The sequence below is a fragment of the Tepidamorphus gemmatus genome, assembly GCF_004346195.1.
GTDB lineage: Bacteria > Pseudomonadota > Alphaproteobacteria > Rhizobiales > Tepidamorphaceae > Tepidamorphus > Tepidamorphus gemmatus.
Genome location: NZ_SMAK01000002.1, coordinates 156,327 through 171,289, shown reverse-complemented (window position 1 = coordinate 171,289; position 14,963 = coordinate 156,327). Strand labels below are relative to the sequence as shown.

Annotated in this window: 14 protein-coding genes; 11 read left to right on the top strand and 3 right to left on the bottom strand. The window is 66.5% G+C overall.

What is annotated here, in order from left to right; all coding sequences use genetic code 11:
* Positions 1 to 56 precede the first annotated feature (56 nt).
* From ftsH to EDC22_RS03670, 8 genes are all read left to right on the top strand, one after another.
* A complete protein-coding gene (gene ftsH, locus EDC22_RS03705) occupies positions 57 to 1,889 on the top strand; it encodes an ATP-dependent zinc metalloprotease FtsH (protein ID WP_132805589.1) in 1,833 nt (610 codons plus the stop codon).
* A 73-nt stretch (positions 1,890 to 1,962) separates the two neighbouring features.
* Complete coding sequence (locus EDC22_RS03700) at positions 1,963 to 4,860, top strand: ATP-dependent Clp protease ATP-binding subunit (protein WP_132805264.1); 2,898 nt, start codon at positions 1,963 to 1,965, stop codon at positions 4,858 to 4,860.
* Between the two features lie 65 nt (positions 4,861 to 4,925).
* Positions 4,926 to 6,065: an HPF/RaiA family ribosome-associated protein gene (locus EDC22_RS03695; protein ID WP_132805263.1), complete on the top strand. Its 1,140-nt coding sequence runs from the start codon at positions 4,926 to 4,928 to the stop codon at positions 6,063 to 6,065.
* Between the two features lie 50 nt (positions 6,066 to 6,115).
* Entirely contained in the window at positions 6,116 to 6,637 is a 522-nt protein-coding gene (locus EDC22_RS03690) for an NADH dehydrogenase ubiquinone Fe-S protein 4 (RefSeq protein WP_245499617.1), read from the top strand.
* A 33-nt stretch (positions 6,638 to 6,670) separates the two neighbouring features.
* Positions 6,671 to 7,420 (top strand): rhomboid family intramembrane serine protease, encoded by a 750-nt coding sequence (locus EDC22_RS03685; RefSeq protein ID WP_132805261.1) that lies wholly within the window; start codon positions 6,671 to 6,673, stop codon positions 7,418 to 7,420.
* Entirely contained in the window at positions 7,411 to 8,253 is an 843-nt protein-coding gene (locus EDC22_RS03680; RefSeq protein ID WP_132805260.1) for an SDH family Clp fold serine proteinase, read from the top strand. Before EDC22_RS03685 ends, EDC22_RS03680 begins: the two co-directional genes overlap by 10 nt.
* Positions 8,254 to 8,306: 53 nt before the next feature.
* Complete coding sequence (gene trxC / locus EDC22_RS03675; protein ID WP_132805259.1) at positions 8,307 to 8,732, top strand: thioredoxin TrxC; 426 nt, start codon at positions 8,307 to 8,309, stop codon at positions 8,730 to 8,732.
* Positions 8,733 to 8,778: 46 nt separating this feature from the next.
* The gene (locus tag EDC22_RS03670) at positions 8,779 to 9,957 is read left to right on the top strand and encodes a cation:proton antiporter (RefSeq protein ID WP_132805258.1); all 1,179 of its coding nucleotides are present in this window, start codon (positions 8,779 to 8,781) and stop codon (positions 9,955 to 9,957) included.
* Between the two features lie 221 nt (positions 9,958 to 10,178).
* Here the strand turns inward: EDC22_RS03670 and EDC22_RS03665 are convergent, their stop codons facing one another.
* The 3 genes from EDC22_RS03665 to EDC22_RS03655 all read right to left on the bottom strand — a co-directional run bounded on the left by EDC22_RS03665 (position 10,179) and on the right by EDC22_RS03655 (position 12,567).
* A complete protein-coding gene (locus EDC22_RS03665; RefSeq protein WP_132805257.1) occupies positions 10,179 to 10,598 on the bottom strand; it encodes a hypothetical protein in 420 nt (139 codons plus the stop codon).
* 71 nt (positions 10,599 to 10,669) lie between these two features.
* Positions 10,670 to 11,524 (bottom strand): prevent-host-death protein, encoded by an 855-nt coding sequence (locus EDC22_RS03660; RefSeq protein ID WP_132805256.1) that lies wholly within the window; start codon positions 11,522 to 11,524, stop codon positions 10,670 to 10,672.
* Between the two features lie 71 nt (positions 11,525 to 11,595).
* Positions 11,596 to 12,567, bottom strand: coding sequence for a hypothetical protein (locus EDC22_RS03655; protein WP_132805255.1), 972 nt, complete (start codon positions 12,565 to 12,567; stop codon positions 11,596 to 11,598).
* Between the two features lie 111 nt (positions 12,568 to 12,678).
* Between EDC22_RS03655 and EDC22_RS03650 the strand changes: the two genes are divergently transcribed.
* Genes EDC22_RS03650 through EDC22_RS03640 form a run of 3 tightly spaced genes read left to right on the top strand, consistent with a single transcriptional unit; the run spans position 12,679 to position 14,941 of the window.
* Positions 12,679 to 12,996, top strand: a complete 318-nt coding sequence (locus tag EDC22_RS03650; protein ID WP_132805254.1) for a Cys/Met metabolism pyridoxal-phosphate-dependent enzyme — start codon at positions 12,679 to 12,681, stop codon at positions 12,994 to 12,996.
* Positions 12,993 to 13,661 carry a response regulator transcription factor gene (locus EDC22_RS03645; RefSeq protein WP_132805253.1) on the top strand — a complete coding sequence of 223 codons (669 nt, stop codon included), beginning with the start codon at positions 12,993 to 12,995 and terminating at the stop codon, positions 13,659 to 13,661. The genes EDC22_RS03650 and EDC22_RS03645 overlap by 4 nt, the downstream gene beginning before the upstream one ends.
* Positions 13,661 to 14,941, top strand: coding sequence for a sensor histidine kinase (locus tag EDC22_RS03640; protein ID WP_207903688.1), 1,281 nt, complete (start codon positions 13,661 to 13,663; stop codon positions 14,939 to 14,941). Before EDC22_RS03645 ends, EDC22_RS03640 begins: the two co-directional genes overlap by 1 nt.
* Positions 14,942 to 14,963: the final 22 nt, after the last annotated feature.

Sequence of the window (14,963 nt, the reverse complement as noted above, 5' to 3'; positions counted from 1 at the left end):
CGAGCACGCCTCGCAAGGTCCGGCCGAGACGAAAGGTGGACGACGTCGGGAACGATATGCAGAAGAAGACCGAATACAATATCTGGTACTGGGTTCTGGCGTTTCTGGCCGTCATCTTCATCCAGGACCTCATCGCCGGGTGGCAGACCGTCGCCCCGATCAGCTACAGCCAGTTCGAGAAGTATCTCGATGACGGGAAAATTTCCTCTGTCGCGGTCGGGTCGGATACGATCTCCGGCACCTTCTCCGAGCCGATCGACGGCAAGAGCCAGTTCGTAACGACTCTCGTCGATCCCGCGATCCTCGAGCGGATCGGTCGCTCCGGCGTCGAGATCACCGGTATCCCCCGGAACACGTTTATCGGCACGCTGATCTCCTGGGTGGCGCCGGCGCTGGTGTTCTTCGGGCTGTGGATGCTTGTGTTCCGCAAGTTTGCCGAGAAGCAGGGCTTCGGCGGCTTCATGCAGGTCGGCCGCAGCAAGGCCAGGGTCTACATGGAACGGGAAACCGGCGTCAGCTTCGCCGATGTCGCCGGTGTCGACGAGGCCAAGGCCGAACTCGAGGAAGTCGTCGAATTCCTTCGCAATCCGGCCGAGTACGGCAGGTTGGGCGCCCGCATTCCCAAGGGGATCCTGCTCGTCGGCCCGCCGGGCACCGGCAAGACGCTGCTGGCGCGTGCCGTTGCCGGCGAGGCCGGGGTCACGTTCTTCTCGATCTCCGGGTCGGAATTCGTCGAGATGTTCGTGGGTGTCGGCGCGGCCCGGGTGCGCGACCTGTTCGAGCAGGCGCGCAAGGCCGCACCCGCGATCATCTTCATCGACGAGCTCGATGCTCTCGGGCGGGCGCGGTCGTCCGGACAGATCGCCGGCGGGCATGACGAGCGCGAGCAGACGCTGAACCAGCTTCTGACCGAGCTCGACGGGTTCGATCCGTCGGTCGGCATCGTGCTTCTGGCTGCCACCAACCGCCCCGAGATTCTCGATCCGGCGCTCCTGCGCGCCGGCCGCTTCGACCGGCAGGTGCTGGTGGACCGGCCAGACAAGAAGGGCCGCATCCAGATCCTCGGCGTCCACATGAAGAAGGTGAAGCTCGCCCCGGACGTGGATGCCGAGAAGGTCGCCGCGCTCACGCCGGGCTTCTCCGGCGCCGATCTCGCCAATCTGGTCAACGAGGCGGCGCTGCTCGCCACCCGCCGCAAGGCAGATGCCGTGACGATGGAAGACTTCAGCAATGCCGTCGAGCGCATCGTCGCGGGGCTCGAGAAGAAGAACCGCGTGCTGAACCCGCGCGAGCGCGAGATCGTGGCGCATCACGAAATGGGTCACGCGCTGGTGGCGATGGCGCTGCCCGGTACGGACCCGGTGCACAAGGTCTCGATCATCCCGCGCGGCATCGGCGCGCTCGGCTACACGATCCAGCGGCCGACGGAAGACCGCTTCCTGATGACACGCGAGGAACTCGAGAACAAGATCGCGGTCCTGCTGGGTGGTCGGGCGGCCGAGAAGATCATCTACGACCACCTTTCGACCGGAGCCGCGGACGATCTGGTCAAGGCGACCGACATCGCGCGGGCAATGGTCGCGCGCTACGGCATGGACCCCGATCTCGGCAATGTCAGCTATGACAGCGAGCGGCCCGGCTTTCTCGGCACCGGCGATCCGTCCTCCTGGCTCAACCGGCGCTACAGCGAGGCAACCGCCGAGCGGATGGATCAGAAGGTGCGCGAGGTCGTGGATGGCGTGTTCAAGCGCACGCTCGCGCTGCTCGAAGCCAATAGGGCTCTGCTTGAACGATCGGCGCGCGATCTCCTGCAGCGGGAAACGCTCGACGAATCCGATCTCGCCGCCATCGCGGCGCAGGTGAAGCGGATCGGCTCGGCCGCAGCGTGACACGATGGACGACACAGCCGGCCGGCCAGCAACGACCGGTGACGAGGTGTGAGGCGAGCAACGGAGACGGCAAATGGCAAACGGAACCTGTGACATCTGCGGCCGCCCGGCCACAGCGCGCGTGCGCGCCACGGTCAATGGCAGGGTGCAGACCCTGGAACTGTGCGATCAGCACTATCGCGAGATGGTGCGCCGGTCGGGGCGCAGCGCCTCGCCCCTGGAATCGCTGTTCGGACGGCATTCCCTCCTTGACGAGTTCTTCGGCGACGGCGGCTTCGGCAGCCTGTTCGGCGACAGCCCATTGCGGGGCAGGGTCCTTGGCGCGAGTGGCGACGGCGATAACGATTTAGTCGACGCCACCTTCGGCGAGCCAGCCCCCCGCCGCGGAACGCGCCGCGGCGGCGGGCGGTCTCTGGCTGATCGGCTGAGCGAACAGGGCAACCGGCTGTTGCAGGATGCGGCGCAGAAGGCAGGAGATTTCGGGCGCGGCGAAGTCGATACGGAACACCTCCTGCTCGCGCTGACCGGCTCCGAGGTCGTCAGGACTGTCCTCGAGCAGTTCAAGGTCGATGCGGACGATCTGCGCCGCCAGATCGAGACGGAGGCCAAGCGCGGCGACGCAAAGCCGGAAGGCGAGATCGGCGTCAGTCCGCGCCTCAAGGACGCGCTGAACCGAGCCTTCATCGCCTCGAACGAGCTGGGCCATTCCTATGTCGGTCCGGAGCATCTGCTGATCGGTCTTGCCGAGGAGGGCGAGGGCCTCGCGGCCTCGATCCTGCGCAAGTACGGCCTCACGCCGCAGGCGCTCCGTCAGCAGGTGACGAAGGTTGTCGGCAAGGGCGCCGAGGAGGGCAGGGTCGAGGCGCCGTCGACCACACCCGACCTCGACCAGTTCAGCCGCGACCTGACCAAGCTCGCACGCGAGGGCAAGCTCGATCCGGTCATCGGCCGCGCCCGCGAGATCGAGACGACCATCGAGGTTCTGGCCCGGCGCAAGAAGAACAATCCCGTACTTATCGGCGAACCGGGTGTCGGCAAGACCGCCATCGTCGAGGGACTCGCACAACGGATCGTTGCGGGCGAGGTGCCGGAGGCGCTGCGCAACAAGCGGCTGGTCGAACTCAACATCAATTCCATGGTCGCGGGCTCGAAGTACCGTGGCGAGTTCGAGGAGAGAGTTCAGAAAATTCTGAAGGAGATACAGGAGAACAAGGACGAGCTGATCCTGTTCATCGACGAGATCCACACCATCGTCGGCGCCGGGCAGGGCGGCGGCGAGGGCGGTCTCGACATCGCCAACGTTTTCAAGCCGGCGCTGGCGCGCGGTGAACTGAATCTGATCGGCGCGACGACGCTCAACGAGTACCAGAAGCACATCGAGAAGGACGCAGCGCTCGAACGCCGCTTCCAGCCGGTCTATGTCGCCGAGCCGACAGTCGCCCAAACCATCATGATCCTGCGCGGATTGCGGGATACGCTCGAAGCACACCACAAGGTGACGATCACCGACGAGGCCATTGTCGCGGCGGCCGAGCTGTCGGACCGCTACATTTCCGGGCGCTTCATGCCCGACAAGGCGATCGACCTCATCGATCAGGCAGCGGCACGGGTCAAGATCAGCGCTACCGCCCGGCCCGTGGACGTGCAGGAACTCGAGGCCGAGGTCGGGCAGCTCCGGCGTGAGCTCGACTATGCCACGAACCGCAAGCAGTTCGATCGTGCGGCCGAACTCAAGCAGGAGCTCGAAGCCAAGCAGAAGGAGCTGGATGAACTCCTCGAGATCTGGAAGCGCGACCAGGCTTCGGCGACCGCCGAGGTGCGCGCCGACCATGTTGCGCAGATCGTGTCCAAGATCACCGGTATCCCGGTGACCGAACTGACCGCCGAAGAGAGGGACAAGCTCCTCAAGCTGGAGGAGAGGCTGCACGAGCGGGTCATCGGGCAGGACGAGGCCATTCGCGCCGTGGCCGATGCGGTGCGTCTGGCGCGTGCCGGTCTGCGCGAGGGGCGCGGACCGACCGCGACGTTCCTGTTCCTCGGTCCGACCGGTGTCGGCAAGACCGAACTCGCCAAGACGCTTGCCGAGGTGATCTTCGGCGATCAGGATGCGATGATCCGCATCGACATGTCGGAGTACGGCGAACGCCATTCGGTCGCAAGGCTGGTGGGCGCGCCGCCCGGCTATGTCGGCTACGAGGAAGGCGGGCAGCTTACCGAGAAGGTGCGCCGCCGCCCCTATTCAGTCGTGCTTCTGGACGAGATCGAGAAGGCACACCCGGATGTCTACAACATCCTGCTTCAGGTCTTCGACGACGGTCGGCTGACCGATGGCAAGGGCCGCGTGGTGGACTTCACCAACACCATCATCATCGCCACCTCGAACCTCGGGTCCGACATCATCCAGAGGAACCTCAAGAAGCGGGGCACCAAGGAATTCGACGAGGCGAAACAGAAGGCCGAGCTTATGGAGGTGCTGCGCGGGCACTTCCGGCCCGAGTTCATCAACCGGATCGACGAGATCATCGTCTTCCATTCGCTGAACCAGTCGGAAATCCGCCAGATCGTCGAACTGCAGCTGAACCGCGTGAAGCGGACGGCGCTGACCCAGGGCGTCGAGCTCGAGTTCGACGTGAGCGTGATCGACCACTTCGCCGCCGCGGGCTTCCGTCCCGAATATGGCGCGCGCGAGCTGCGCCGGCTGATCCGGTCTGAACTCGAGACGGAACTGGCGCGCGAAATGCTCGCCGGACGCGTCGGCGACGGCGACAGGGTGCGTGTGGTCTGGTCGTCCGACGAGCAGAAGGTGGCCTTCGAGAAGATCGCCAGGGCGGATGGCGCCGCAGCAACCGGACCGGGCGAGACGACTGCCGGCAACGGCGACCAGGCGGCTGCCGCGACGTCGGGATCGGCCGATGCGGCGGATGCGGCGGCAGCCGCAGCGGCGAACGAGGGACAGTCTTCCGCGAATTGACTGCAACAGGGCGGCCGGGTGCGCAACATGTCGCGCCCGGCCGCGTTCGGGCACCGGAGAGACACATGAAGCTGCTGAAGGCATTCCGTAATCTTGACGGCGACGCCCGACGGCGGGCGACAGAGATCGTCGACAGGGAAATCCGGCATCTCGAACCGCATCTGAAGCACTTCGGAGATGGCCTTGTCCGGCTCGAGGTGACCCTATCCCAGGCGAACGGGAAGACGCGCCTGCAGGCCAGCCTGCGTCTGCAGCTTCCTTCGGGCGTGATCGTGGCACGGGAAGAGGGGTTCGAGATCGAGCCCGTCCTGCGCAAGGCGTTTGATGACCTGCGCCACCGGGTTGATCGCCACGTGGCGCGCCTCAGGCACGAATCGGAATGGAAGCGACCGGCGCACCGCCGCCGGATCGGCGCCCTGCTGCCGCCCGCCCGTGATGCGGCAGAAGCCGATCGGCGCAAGCTCTTCTTCGACCTGATCGAGGATCACCTCGATACGGTCTATGACGTGGTCCGGCGCGAATTGACCTATCTCGAATGCAGCGGATCGGTCCCCGAGGGCTACCTGAGTGTCCGCGATCTCGTCGATGCGACGATCCTCAAGGGTCTGGAGCGGTTCGAACAGCGGCCAACGCGGTTCTCGATCGGCGACTGGCTGACGCGGCTGGCGCTGGACACGATCGAGGAGGAGGCGCGCGCCGCTCGCCGGGCGGGGCCCGAGGCCGCCGTCTCGCTGGAGGCAGAACCCGAGCAGCCGGCCGTGGATCCGACCGGCTCCGATCAGGAGATGTACGAGTTCTATCAGCCTGACGAGGTCCTGCGGCTTGAGGATCTCGTCGTCGACGAGTCAGCGACCGACGCTGAGACCGAGGCCGAACGCCATGAGGCGGCACGGATGCTCCACCGCGCGATCGCCCAACTTCCCGCCCTATGGCGACGGGTGCTGATCCACGTCGATCTCAACGACACGACGTCGGAAGCTGCCGCCGCTCTCGACGGGCTTGAAAAGGACGAGGTGGCACGGATCGGCGACGCGGCGCGTGCCTTTCTCCGCGACAGGCTGGCCGAACTGGGCCAGCCGCCGGAGCTTGCCGACCGGACGCTCGACGCGCTGCATCGCCGATCAGGGCGCCTGCCGCAACCCCTGGCAGATCGTCGGCGGCTCGAGCGTGCCCTGCTCGGGCAGGTACGGGAGGACGAGGCATGATGCGCGGCCATAACCGTCCACCCATTCCGCCAAAGATTCCCGGGACCAATATGCGGTCGTGGGACGTTCCGACGGCGATCATCTACCGTCCCGCCCGGTCGGCGATGACGTCGGCTCCCCGACCGAACTACTGGATCCTCGAGTTCGAGCCATCCCGGCCGCCGCAGATGGATCCGCTGATGGGATGGATCTCGAGCGACGATCCCTATCGTTCGATCTGTCTCAAGTTCCCCGATCGTGACAGTGCGGTCGCCTTCGCCGAACAGCAGGATTGGCGCTATGTCGTCCAGGAGGATCGACCCGTGCGTCGGATCGCGAACCCGTGGCAGGGCCGCGAGCGGCACCGGCTGTTCAGGGGCGTCGACGCGGCAGGCGCATATCTCATTCGTCCACCCTCAGGCGGCATCACCAATCACCGTGTGCAACGCGCGATCGACATGGACGGTGTGGTGGATCTTTCCGAGCGGCAGCCGGAGAGGCTCGATCCGGTACTCGAAGCCTCGCTCGAGTCGTTCCCGGCATCCGATCCCCCGGCATGGACGGGTGTGACGGTTGCGTCGAGGAAGGCGTGAACAGGTGCTGCGGCACGCCCATGGAGTCCCGCCATGCTGCCCTGGGCTGATACCGTTGCCCGCAGGTTCCCCCCGATCGTCGTCTGGACGCTCATCGGGGTGAACCTCCTCGCCTTCCTCTACCAGGTCGGCCTTCCGCCGCGCGCGCTCGACCGGTTCCTGTTCGACTTCGCGCTGGTGCCGTCGCGCTTCTTCGGACGATTGAGCCTTGTCGCTCCATCCGACCCGACCCCGTTCGTCACCAACATGTTCCTGCACGGGGGATGGCTGCACCTCATCGTGAACATGTGGACGCTCTGGATCTTCGGCCCGGCGGTCGAAGACAGGCTCGGACCGGGTCGCTTCGTGCTGTTCTATCTGTTCTGCGGTGTCGCGGCCGGGCTGGCGCACGCGCTGGCGAACCCCGAATCAGTCGTTCCGGCGCTGGGCGCATCGGGAGCGATCGCGGGCGTGATCGGTTGCTACGCGCGCATGTTCCCGGCGGCCCGGCTGGTGGTGATCGTGCCGATCCTGTTCATCCCGCTGTTCTTCGAGATCCGCGCAATCGTGTTCGCGGCAATCTGGTTCGCGACGCAGGTCATCCCCGGTCTGCTGTCGATCGGCGATCAGGCAACGGGCGGTGTCGCCTGGTGGGCGCATATCGGTGGCTTTGTCGCCGGTTGGCTCGTGACGCCGCTCCTGAAGAGGCCGGCCAGCGCCTACAGACACCATTACCGTGATGAGGGCGTCTACGGCTTCCTGCCGGATGGCCGTCGGGAAGGAGGGATAGGTCCATGGACGTGATGCAGCTGCTCTGGTTGTTCTTCATCGTCTCCGCGCTGCAGCCGGTTCTGCAGCGCAAGTATCTGGAAGCGATGCGTGCCCGCAAGATTGCCCAGATCGAGCGCAATCGCGGCAGCCGCGTCATCCTCCTCATCCATCGCCAGGAAACGATGAACCTCCTGGGCTTTCCGCTGATGCGCTACATCGACGTCAACGATTCCGAGGAAGTTCTCCGCGCGATCCAGTTGACGGATGCCGAGGTGCCGCTCGACATCGTGCTGCACACACCCGGCGGACTGGTGCTGGCGGCGACGCAGATCGCCCGCGCCATTCAGGGACACAAGGGCAAGGTCACCGTGTTCGTGCCGCATTACGCGATGTCCGGAGGTACGCTGATTGCCCTTGCTGCGGACGAGATCGTGATGTGCGACCATTCCGCACTGGGTCCGGTCGATCCGCAGATCGGCCAGATGCCGGCCGCCTCGCTGCTCGCGGTCGTCGAACGCAAGCCGATCGCCGAGGTCGACGACCAGACCCTCATCATGGCCGATGTCGGACGCAAGGCGGTCGCCCAGATCGAGGCATTCGTGAAGCGGCTGTTGGCGGACAAGATGGACGAGGGCAGGGCAGCGGCGCTCGCAGAGACGCTGGCAACGGGTACCTGGACGCATGACTATCCCATCTCGGCCGACGAGGCGCGCGAAATGGGCCTGCCGGTGCGAACCGACATGCCGCCGGAGATCCTCGAGCTGATGACACTCTATCCGCAGCCGGTGCGGCGTCAGGGCGGAGGTGTCGAATATCTGCCGGCACCGCGGCACCGGGACGCGAGGGGCGCGTCGGAAGCTCGCTGACCGAGCGCCGCTCGCATCCGCCCCGTCGCAGCGACGAACGAAAGGAAGACACGATGCCAACCGTCGCATGTCCGCAATGCAGTTCCACCAATCGCGTGCCGCCGGGGCGGTTGACCGACAATCCCAAGTGCGGCCGCTGTGGCGCTGCCCTCTTTCAAGGACGGCCCGTGACGCTTACCGCGAGCAATTTCGAGCGTCATGCCAATGCCGAACTGCCATTGCTCGTCGATTTCTGGGCAGAGTGGTGCGGGCCCTGCAAGATGATGGCGCCGCAGTTCGAGGCCGCGGCCCGCACCCTCGAACCCTATTTCCGGCTGGGCAAACTCGATACCGAAGCCGAACAGCAGCTCGCCGGCCGTTACGGCATACGCAGCATCCCGACCATGATCCTGTTCAGTGGCGGACGGGAGATTGCGAGAACCAGCGGCGCAATGTCGGCTCGACAGATCGAACACTGGGCGCGGTCACAGGCAGCATGATCCGGGCCACCCGTCCTGCCAGCGGGGATTCGGACCGAGGGCACCCATGCACGGCGTGACCGGATTGCCAGAGACCGCGGCACTGCTGGTCTTCGCGGCATTCGTGCTCGTGACGATCTGTTCGCGTGCCGGTATTCCGAGCATCGTCGGCTACATTCTCACGGGCGTGCTGATCGGTCCGGCCGGAAGCGGGCTGCTGGCCGAAGGTGAGGCGCTCACCACCGTCGGCGAGATCGGCGTCATTCTGCTGCTGTTTGCGCTCGGGCTCGAGTTCTCTTTCGAGAAGCTCGTTACGCTCCGGCGTCATGTCTTCGGGGTCGGTGCCGCTCAAGTTGCCGTCACGGCCCTGCTCGTCGCCGTGCCGGCCAGCTTCGTGTTCGATCTCGCTGCCGTTCCGGCCGTCGTTCTCGGCGGGGCGGTGGCGATGTCGTCCACGGCGATGTGTCTCAAGGTGCTGTCTGGCGTGGACGCCCTGGGCTCCGCTGCCGGCCGCCTGGCGATCTCCGTTCTGCTTTTCCAGGATCTGGCGGCGGCCGGGCTCCTGCTGCTGCACGATGCGGCAACCGGTGCAGCAGAGGGCTACGGTGTGGCTACCGTGATTGGCGGCGCGGCGGCGCTCGTCGCGGCATTGTTCTTTGCACGGGGCCCGCTGCAAGCCCTTGCAAGGTGGACGGCTGCACACGGCGACGCCGAACTGGCCCAGCTCCTCGCACTCGCAATCGCCCTCGGTTCCGGCATTGCCGCCATGTCGGTGGGGCTCTCGCCGGCCCTCGCGGCCTTCGCGGCCGGAATGATCATCGGCGAAGGTGATGCGCGACATGTCGTCGAACGGGAGATTCGCCCATTCCGGGATCTGTTTGTCGGCATCTTCTTCATCAGCATCGGAACAAAGATGCCGCTCGGCCTGATCCCGGAATTCTGGCCGATCGTGCTTGCCTGGCTCGTCATCCTTGTGCCGGGCAAGGCGGTGCTCGTGTCAATTCTGGCTTCTTGGTTCGGCGATCCTGGACCGTCTGCATCGAGGGCGGGCATCATCCTCGCTCATGGCGGCGAGTTCAGCCTGATGCTGATTTCGGTATCGATGTCGTCGGGTCTCATCGGCGAAGCGATCGCTGGTCCGTTGCTCCTTGCGATCGGCATCAGCATGCTGGCGGGAAGTATCCTCGTCAGATGGGCGGGTGAGACGGATCGCCGGTCAGGTCATTGCCTGCGAAGCGGTGGATGATCGTCCGGATATGCGACGGCGCAATCGGGCGGACCAGATTGCCGTGAAATGCGCCGGTTGGTCGCTGTCCCTCGTGTAGAGCGAAGCGCTTGCTGCGGTCCTCGTGCAGGATAGGGGCATCAGCGGCGCGCAGGACAGGGGCAGGGCATCGCAGGCGCTGCCGTAGCGGAACGGGAGGAAAGACGAGGGGTGACCCGCGGCCCAAGGCCGCGGGTCGTGCCTCAGAAGACCCAGCGCAGGAAATGGCGCAGCCCCTTGAAGGCTTCCTCGACGACCTCGAAGGCGAGGAGGGCGGCGAGGAGGGCGAGAATGACCATGCCGAGGGCGGCAAGGCCGGATCCAGGCCGAACGACGGCCTGTGCCGATGTGGAAGATCCAACGCCGGTCGATTGCCGGTCGGCTTCGTCGCTGCTGGTAGGACGGCCACGCAGTGCAGCCCAGGCCGCGCCGGCACGCATGGCGGCAGTGTCAGCGGCAGCGGCAAGCCGGTCGGTAACGCCGGGGCCGACCTGTCCGGCCGCGGCAGCGCTGCGGGCCTCGAGAGCATCGAGACGCAAGGTCAGCGCGCGAATCTCGGCCCTCAGCTCGGCCAGCGGGTCATCGGCAGCGGGCGAGGTGTCGTGGGTGAATTCTTCGGTCATTGTCGGATCTCCTTTGACTGCGTTGCTCGACTAGCCCGGCTTGGGACCGGGCTGTCGGCAGGTGGGCCCCCTCAGCGCGTCAGAGCACGCTCGCGTTCGACACGGCCACGGTCATCGAGCCTCACGTCGACCCATTCGCCCCAGGGGTTGCGTGCCACCGCATCGACATGGCGGGGGCCACGCTTGATCACGCCGACCTCGTCATAGCCCAGACGGGAGAGTTCAGCGCGGGCGGCCTCCTCGCTGATGGACCGATGGCGGCCGGCCCTCTCGCGTTCGTAATCGCGCAGGCGTCCGTCGGGACCGAACTCGATCTCAAGGCGCAATTCGTCGCGGCCGACGCCCTCGATCTCGACCTCACCGCGGCGCTTGATGTCGATCTCGGTGATGCGCGCAAAGTCGTCCAGTTCGCGAGCTCCGCGCAGCATCGGCGGAAGCAGCGCGTCGATGACCACCGGTGGCAGTGCGGAACCCGAAGTCCGGGCCTCGACCAGGCGGCCGTCGCGGGTCTTGACGCGCAACCAGGACCCGTCGCCCAGCCGGCCATGGACATGGGTCTCCTGACTGCCGCTGCGGCTGATCTCATGGCGCATCGTCACCTCGGTGAGGCCGAGTCCGGCCAGTTCGCTTGGCAGGCCTCGTGCTGGTGCCGTAGCGGGAGGCGGGCTGGTGACGAGGTTCAGCCGGCTGGCGGCGAAGGTCTGGCCATTCGCCTGGCCCTCGAACTCGACGCGGGTGCCGACGGCAGGCGTCGCAGCCCCGTCCGGAAGGGTCACGAGAGTGCGTCCCTGGGGACCGGTTACCACGACCTGATTGCCGAAGATCTCGGCGACAGTGCCCGTCAGGCGGGCCTCCTGCGCCAGTGACGGTCCGGCCAGCGCGGTCGACAGGATGAGGGCGGCAAGGATCGGTTTGGTCTGTCGCATGTCACATCCTCCTTTCAGGAAACGGCAGTATCCTGCCCGATGCCCCTGCAACGGGACGGCAACGATCCGGTTCAGAAATGGTTTGGATTTCTGGCCAGCCCGAGCGCGCATTCCAGCGCCGGCCGCGCCTGGGCCATGTGCATGGCGATCTTGCCGAGCCGGGAGAGCGGATCGACAAGCAGCGACAGGTTCACCATCGTCACCACAAATTCGCCTGGCGACATGTCTCGCCCCAGTGTCGTGTCCGGGAAGGCCAGCAGGAAGGCAAGGACGCTGCCCACGAAGGCTGCCCAGATCAGCCAGACGAGCCCCTTCTCGCCAAGTCCCTTGAAGGCATCGATGATCACCGAGGCAACGAGCCAGCGACGCTGCGCCTGCGACAGACCGGACCGCGCGGCGCCGTCCGTCGCGCCGGCAATGGCGATCTGGGCAGCCAGCGCCCGTTCGGCGGAGGCCTGCACCGGACCGATCAGCAGCCATAGCCACAGCAGGGATGGAACGATCGCCAGTGTCATGAACGGCAGCCATTCGGGCGCGAGCGCCATCTGCCAGAGCCCGACCGAAGCGAGCGTGAACACGAGCTTCGGCACGTCGTCGATGACGATCTTGAGCCCCTTCTTGGCCTCGTCTGCGCCATAGAGCATCTGTGCGGCGTCGTCGGTCGGGCAGGCCTCGCGGCGGCGTGCCAGATAGCTGTCCTGCAGACCGATCACCAGCCGCGACTCGACCCACTTGCCCACCGGCTTGTCGAGCACCTCCAGCAACTTCAATGCTGTGAACAGCAGGCCGAATTGCCAGCCATTGATCAGCAGGATGTCCAGCAGTCCGCCACCTGCCCCTTCGAGCCCGTCGATCATCTGCTTGCCCATCCAGCCGACCGCGGGGGAAAGTGCCGCTATGGCCGCGAGCACGACCCAAGAGATGAGGATCGACCCGGCAGAGGCCGCCAGCAAGGGCAGGGCGCGGCTGGCGATTGCGCCGAGCGGTGCGCGCCCGGCGCCGGCGAAGGTTTCGTTCGCTTCGGCAGTGTCGGCCAAGTTCATCACATGTCTCCTCCCGATTGCGGAATCGAGCAAGTCTGCCGAACCGCCACGGAACCCCGCCGCAACGATGCTGTTGAGCTTCTGTTGAGCTTCAGGGAATAGATTCTTGCCATGCGCCGATCCGCTCTCCCGCCCGGACTGTTCCTGGCCGCGCTCTTCGTTGCATCGGCGCTGTCTGCCGATCCTGTCGCGCCGCCGGGTGCCGAGCCGCTCGCCCCCGAGGCAGCGCTCGCCTGTGTGGCGGCGCGCTACCGGGGCGAGGCGTTGCGCATCGCCGCGCGCGAGGCAGGGCTGATCCGGGACATTCGCTGGCTCACGCCTGCCGGCAATGTCCTCGAGATCCGTCTGTCCGGTCCCGGCTGCCTGTTCCTGGAGGTGCGCGGGATCGGCCAGACGGAGGCGCGCATCCTGCCGGGGGAAACGCCGTGAAGGTGCTGGTGGTCGAGGACGACGTGGAACTTGCCGCGCAGCTCAGAACGGCACTGACGGAGGCCGGCTATACTGTCGAATGCGCCCATGACGGGACGGCGGGAGAGTATCTCGGCGCCACCGAACAGGTGGCGGCGGCGGTGCTCGATCTCGGCCTGCCGGGGATGGACGGAATCGAGGTACTGCGCGGCTGGCGAGGTCAGGGGCTGGCCTTTCCCGTTCTGATCCTCACCGCGCGCGATGCCTGGGGCGACAAGGTCGCCGGCTTCCGGGCCGGCGCCGACGATTATGTGCTGAAACCCTTCCGGATGGAGGAGGTGGTGCTGCGCCTGTCGGTGCTGCTGCGACGTGCTGCCGGTCATGCCAGCGCCGAGATCGCTGCCGGCAGTCTGGTGTTCGATACCGCGACCGCAATCGCAACGCTGGACGGCCTGCCATTGCGATTGACCGCCTTCGAGACCAGGATCCTTCGCCAGCTGATGCTCAATATCGGCCGCACGGTCAGCCGGAGCGAACTGGCAGAACAGCTCTATGATGGCGACACCGACCGCGACTTCCGGTCGCTCGAGGTGCTGATCGGCAGGCTCAGGCGAAAGATCGGCGAGGCGCGGATCGAGACCCGTCGGGGTGAGGGGTGGCGGCTTCTGCCCGGCGATCCGTCGTGATGCACTCGATCCGTGGCCGATTGATGCTGGCCGCCGGCGCGCTGACCGTGCTGGCGCTGGTTGCGGCCTGGGCAGCACTTTCGATGCTGCTGGCCGATTTCGTGGACCGGCGACTGTTGGCGGAGCTTACGGCAACGGCGCGTGGCATCATGGCGGCTTCCGAATGGGATGAGGATGAAGGCAGCTTCCGCCTCGACCCACCACCGGCTGATCCGCGCTTCGAAACGCCGCGTTCGGGGTGGTTCTGGCAGGTGGCCGACGGCAAGACGGTGCTGGCCCGATCGCCCTCGCTGATGTCGGCCGATCTCGGCGTCGACGGACAGGCGCAGCAGGCGCATGGCCTCGATCTGATCGTACATCGGGAGTTCTTCACGGCGCCGGGCGACGGCCGCAGACTGACCGCCACCGTCACCCTTCCCGCGGCCGAGGCCGCGGCGGAACTGACCGCGATCCGCCGACCACTCGCTATGTCGCTAGTCGTGCTCGCAGTAGCGCTGATCGCTGCGCAGGTGGTGGCGGTGCAGGCCGGGCTGTCCGATCTGGGGCACTTCGCCCGGGGCCTGTCCCGGCTGCGCGACGGGCAGGCCGCCACGGTGCCGCGCCCGAAGATGCGCGAACTCGTGCCGCTCGCGGCCGAACTCGACCGGCTGCTGGAGGCCAACCGCGACCAGATCGCACGGGCCCGTTCCGAGGCGGCAGACCTTGCCCACGCGCTCAAGACTCCGCTCGCAGTGCTCGCAAACCGGATCGGGGAAGAGGATCGCGCGCTCATCGGGCGGATGGAGCGGATCCTGCGCTGGCATCTTACCCGAGCCCGCGCGGCCGGCCGGCCCGTCGATGCCACCGCGCGATCCGCGGTGACGCCGGTGCTCGACGACATCGCTCTCGTGCTCGGCCCGGAGGCCCGCAGGCGCGGCCTGGAGATGGCGATCACGGCCGAAGGTGCTCCCGATTTCCGGGGTGATGCCGAAGATCTGGCCGAAATGGTAGCGGCGCTCGCCGAGAATGCCGTGAGATGGGCGCGTCACCGGATCGAAATCCTCGCCCGCGGCGCCGCCGGTCGGCTGATCCTCGAGATTGCCGACGACGGCCCTGGTATCCCGCCCGGCGAACGCGATCGTCTCCTCGCCCGCGGCGTTCGGCTCGATAGCAGCGGTCACGGCCTCGGGCTTGCCATTGCCGCCGACCGGGCGAAGTCCTGCGGCGGCAGCCTCACCTTGGCGGAGGCGCCCGGGGGAGGTCTCGTCGCCCGGCTCGAGCTGCCGGCCGCGGGATCCTGAACAAGGCACCTTCCGGCACCAT

Coding starts and splice junctions, on each gene's coding strand:
- ftsH (WP_132805589.1), top strand. CDS start 57: ATGCAGAAGAAGACCGAATACAATATCTGGTACTGGGTTCTGGCGTTT.
- EDC22_RS03700 (WP_132805264.1), top strand. CDS start 1,963: ATGGCAAACGGAACCTGTGACATCTGCGGCCGCCCGGCCACAGCGCGC.
- EDC22_RS03695 (WP_132805263.1), top strand. CDS start 4,926: ATGAAGCTGCTGAAGGCATTCCGTAATCTTGACGGCGACGCCCGACGG.
- EDC22_RS03690 (WP_245499617.1), top strand. CDS start 6,116: ATGCGGTCGTGGGACGTTCCGACGGCGATCATCTACCGTCCCGCCCGG.
- EDC22_RS03685 (WP_132805261.1), top strand. CDS start 6,671: ATGCTGCCCTGGGCTGATACCGTTGCCCGCAGGTTCCCCCCGATCGTC.
- EDC22_RS03680 (WP_132805260.1), top strand. CDS start 7,411: ATGGACGTGATGCAGCTGCTCTGGTTGTTCTTCATCGTCTCCGCGCTG.
- trxC (WP_132805259.1), top strand. CDS start 8,307: ATGCCAACCGTCGCATGTCCGCAATGCAGTTCCACCAATCGCGTGCCG.
- EDC22_RS03670 (WP_132805258.1), top strand. CDS start 8,779: ATGCACGGCGTGACCGGATTGCCAGAGACCGCGGCACTGCTGGTCTTC.
- EDC22_RS03665 (WP_132805257.1), bottom strand. CDS start 10,598: ATGACCGAAGAATTCACCCACGACACCTCGCCCGCTGCCGATGACCCG.
- EDC22_RS03660 (WP_132805256.1), bottom strand. CDS start 11,524: ATGCGACAGACCAAACCGATCCTTGCCGCCCTCATCCTGTCGACCGCG.
- EDC22_RS03655 (WP_132805255.1), bottom strand. CDS start 12,567: ATGAACTTGGCCGACACTGCCGAAGCGAACGAAACCTTCGCCGGCGCC.
- EDC22_RS03650 (WP_132805254.1), top strand. CDS start 12,679: ATGCGCCGATCCGCTCTCCCGCCCGGACTGTTCCTGGCCGCGCTCTTC.
- EDC22_RS03640 (WP_207903688.1), top strand. CDS start 13,661: ATGCACTCGATCCGTGGCCGATTGATGCTGGCCGCCGGCGCGCTGACC.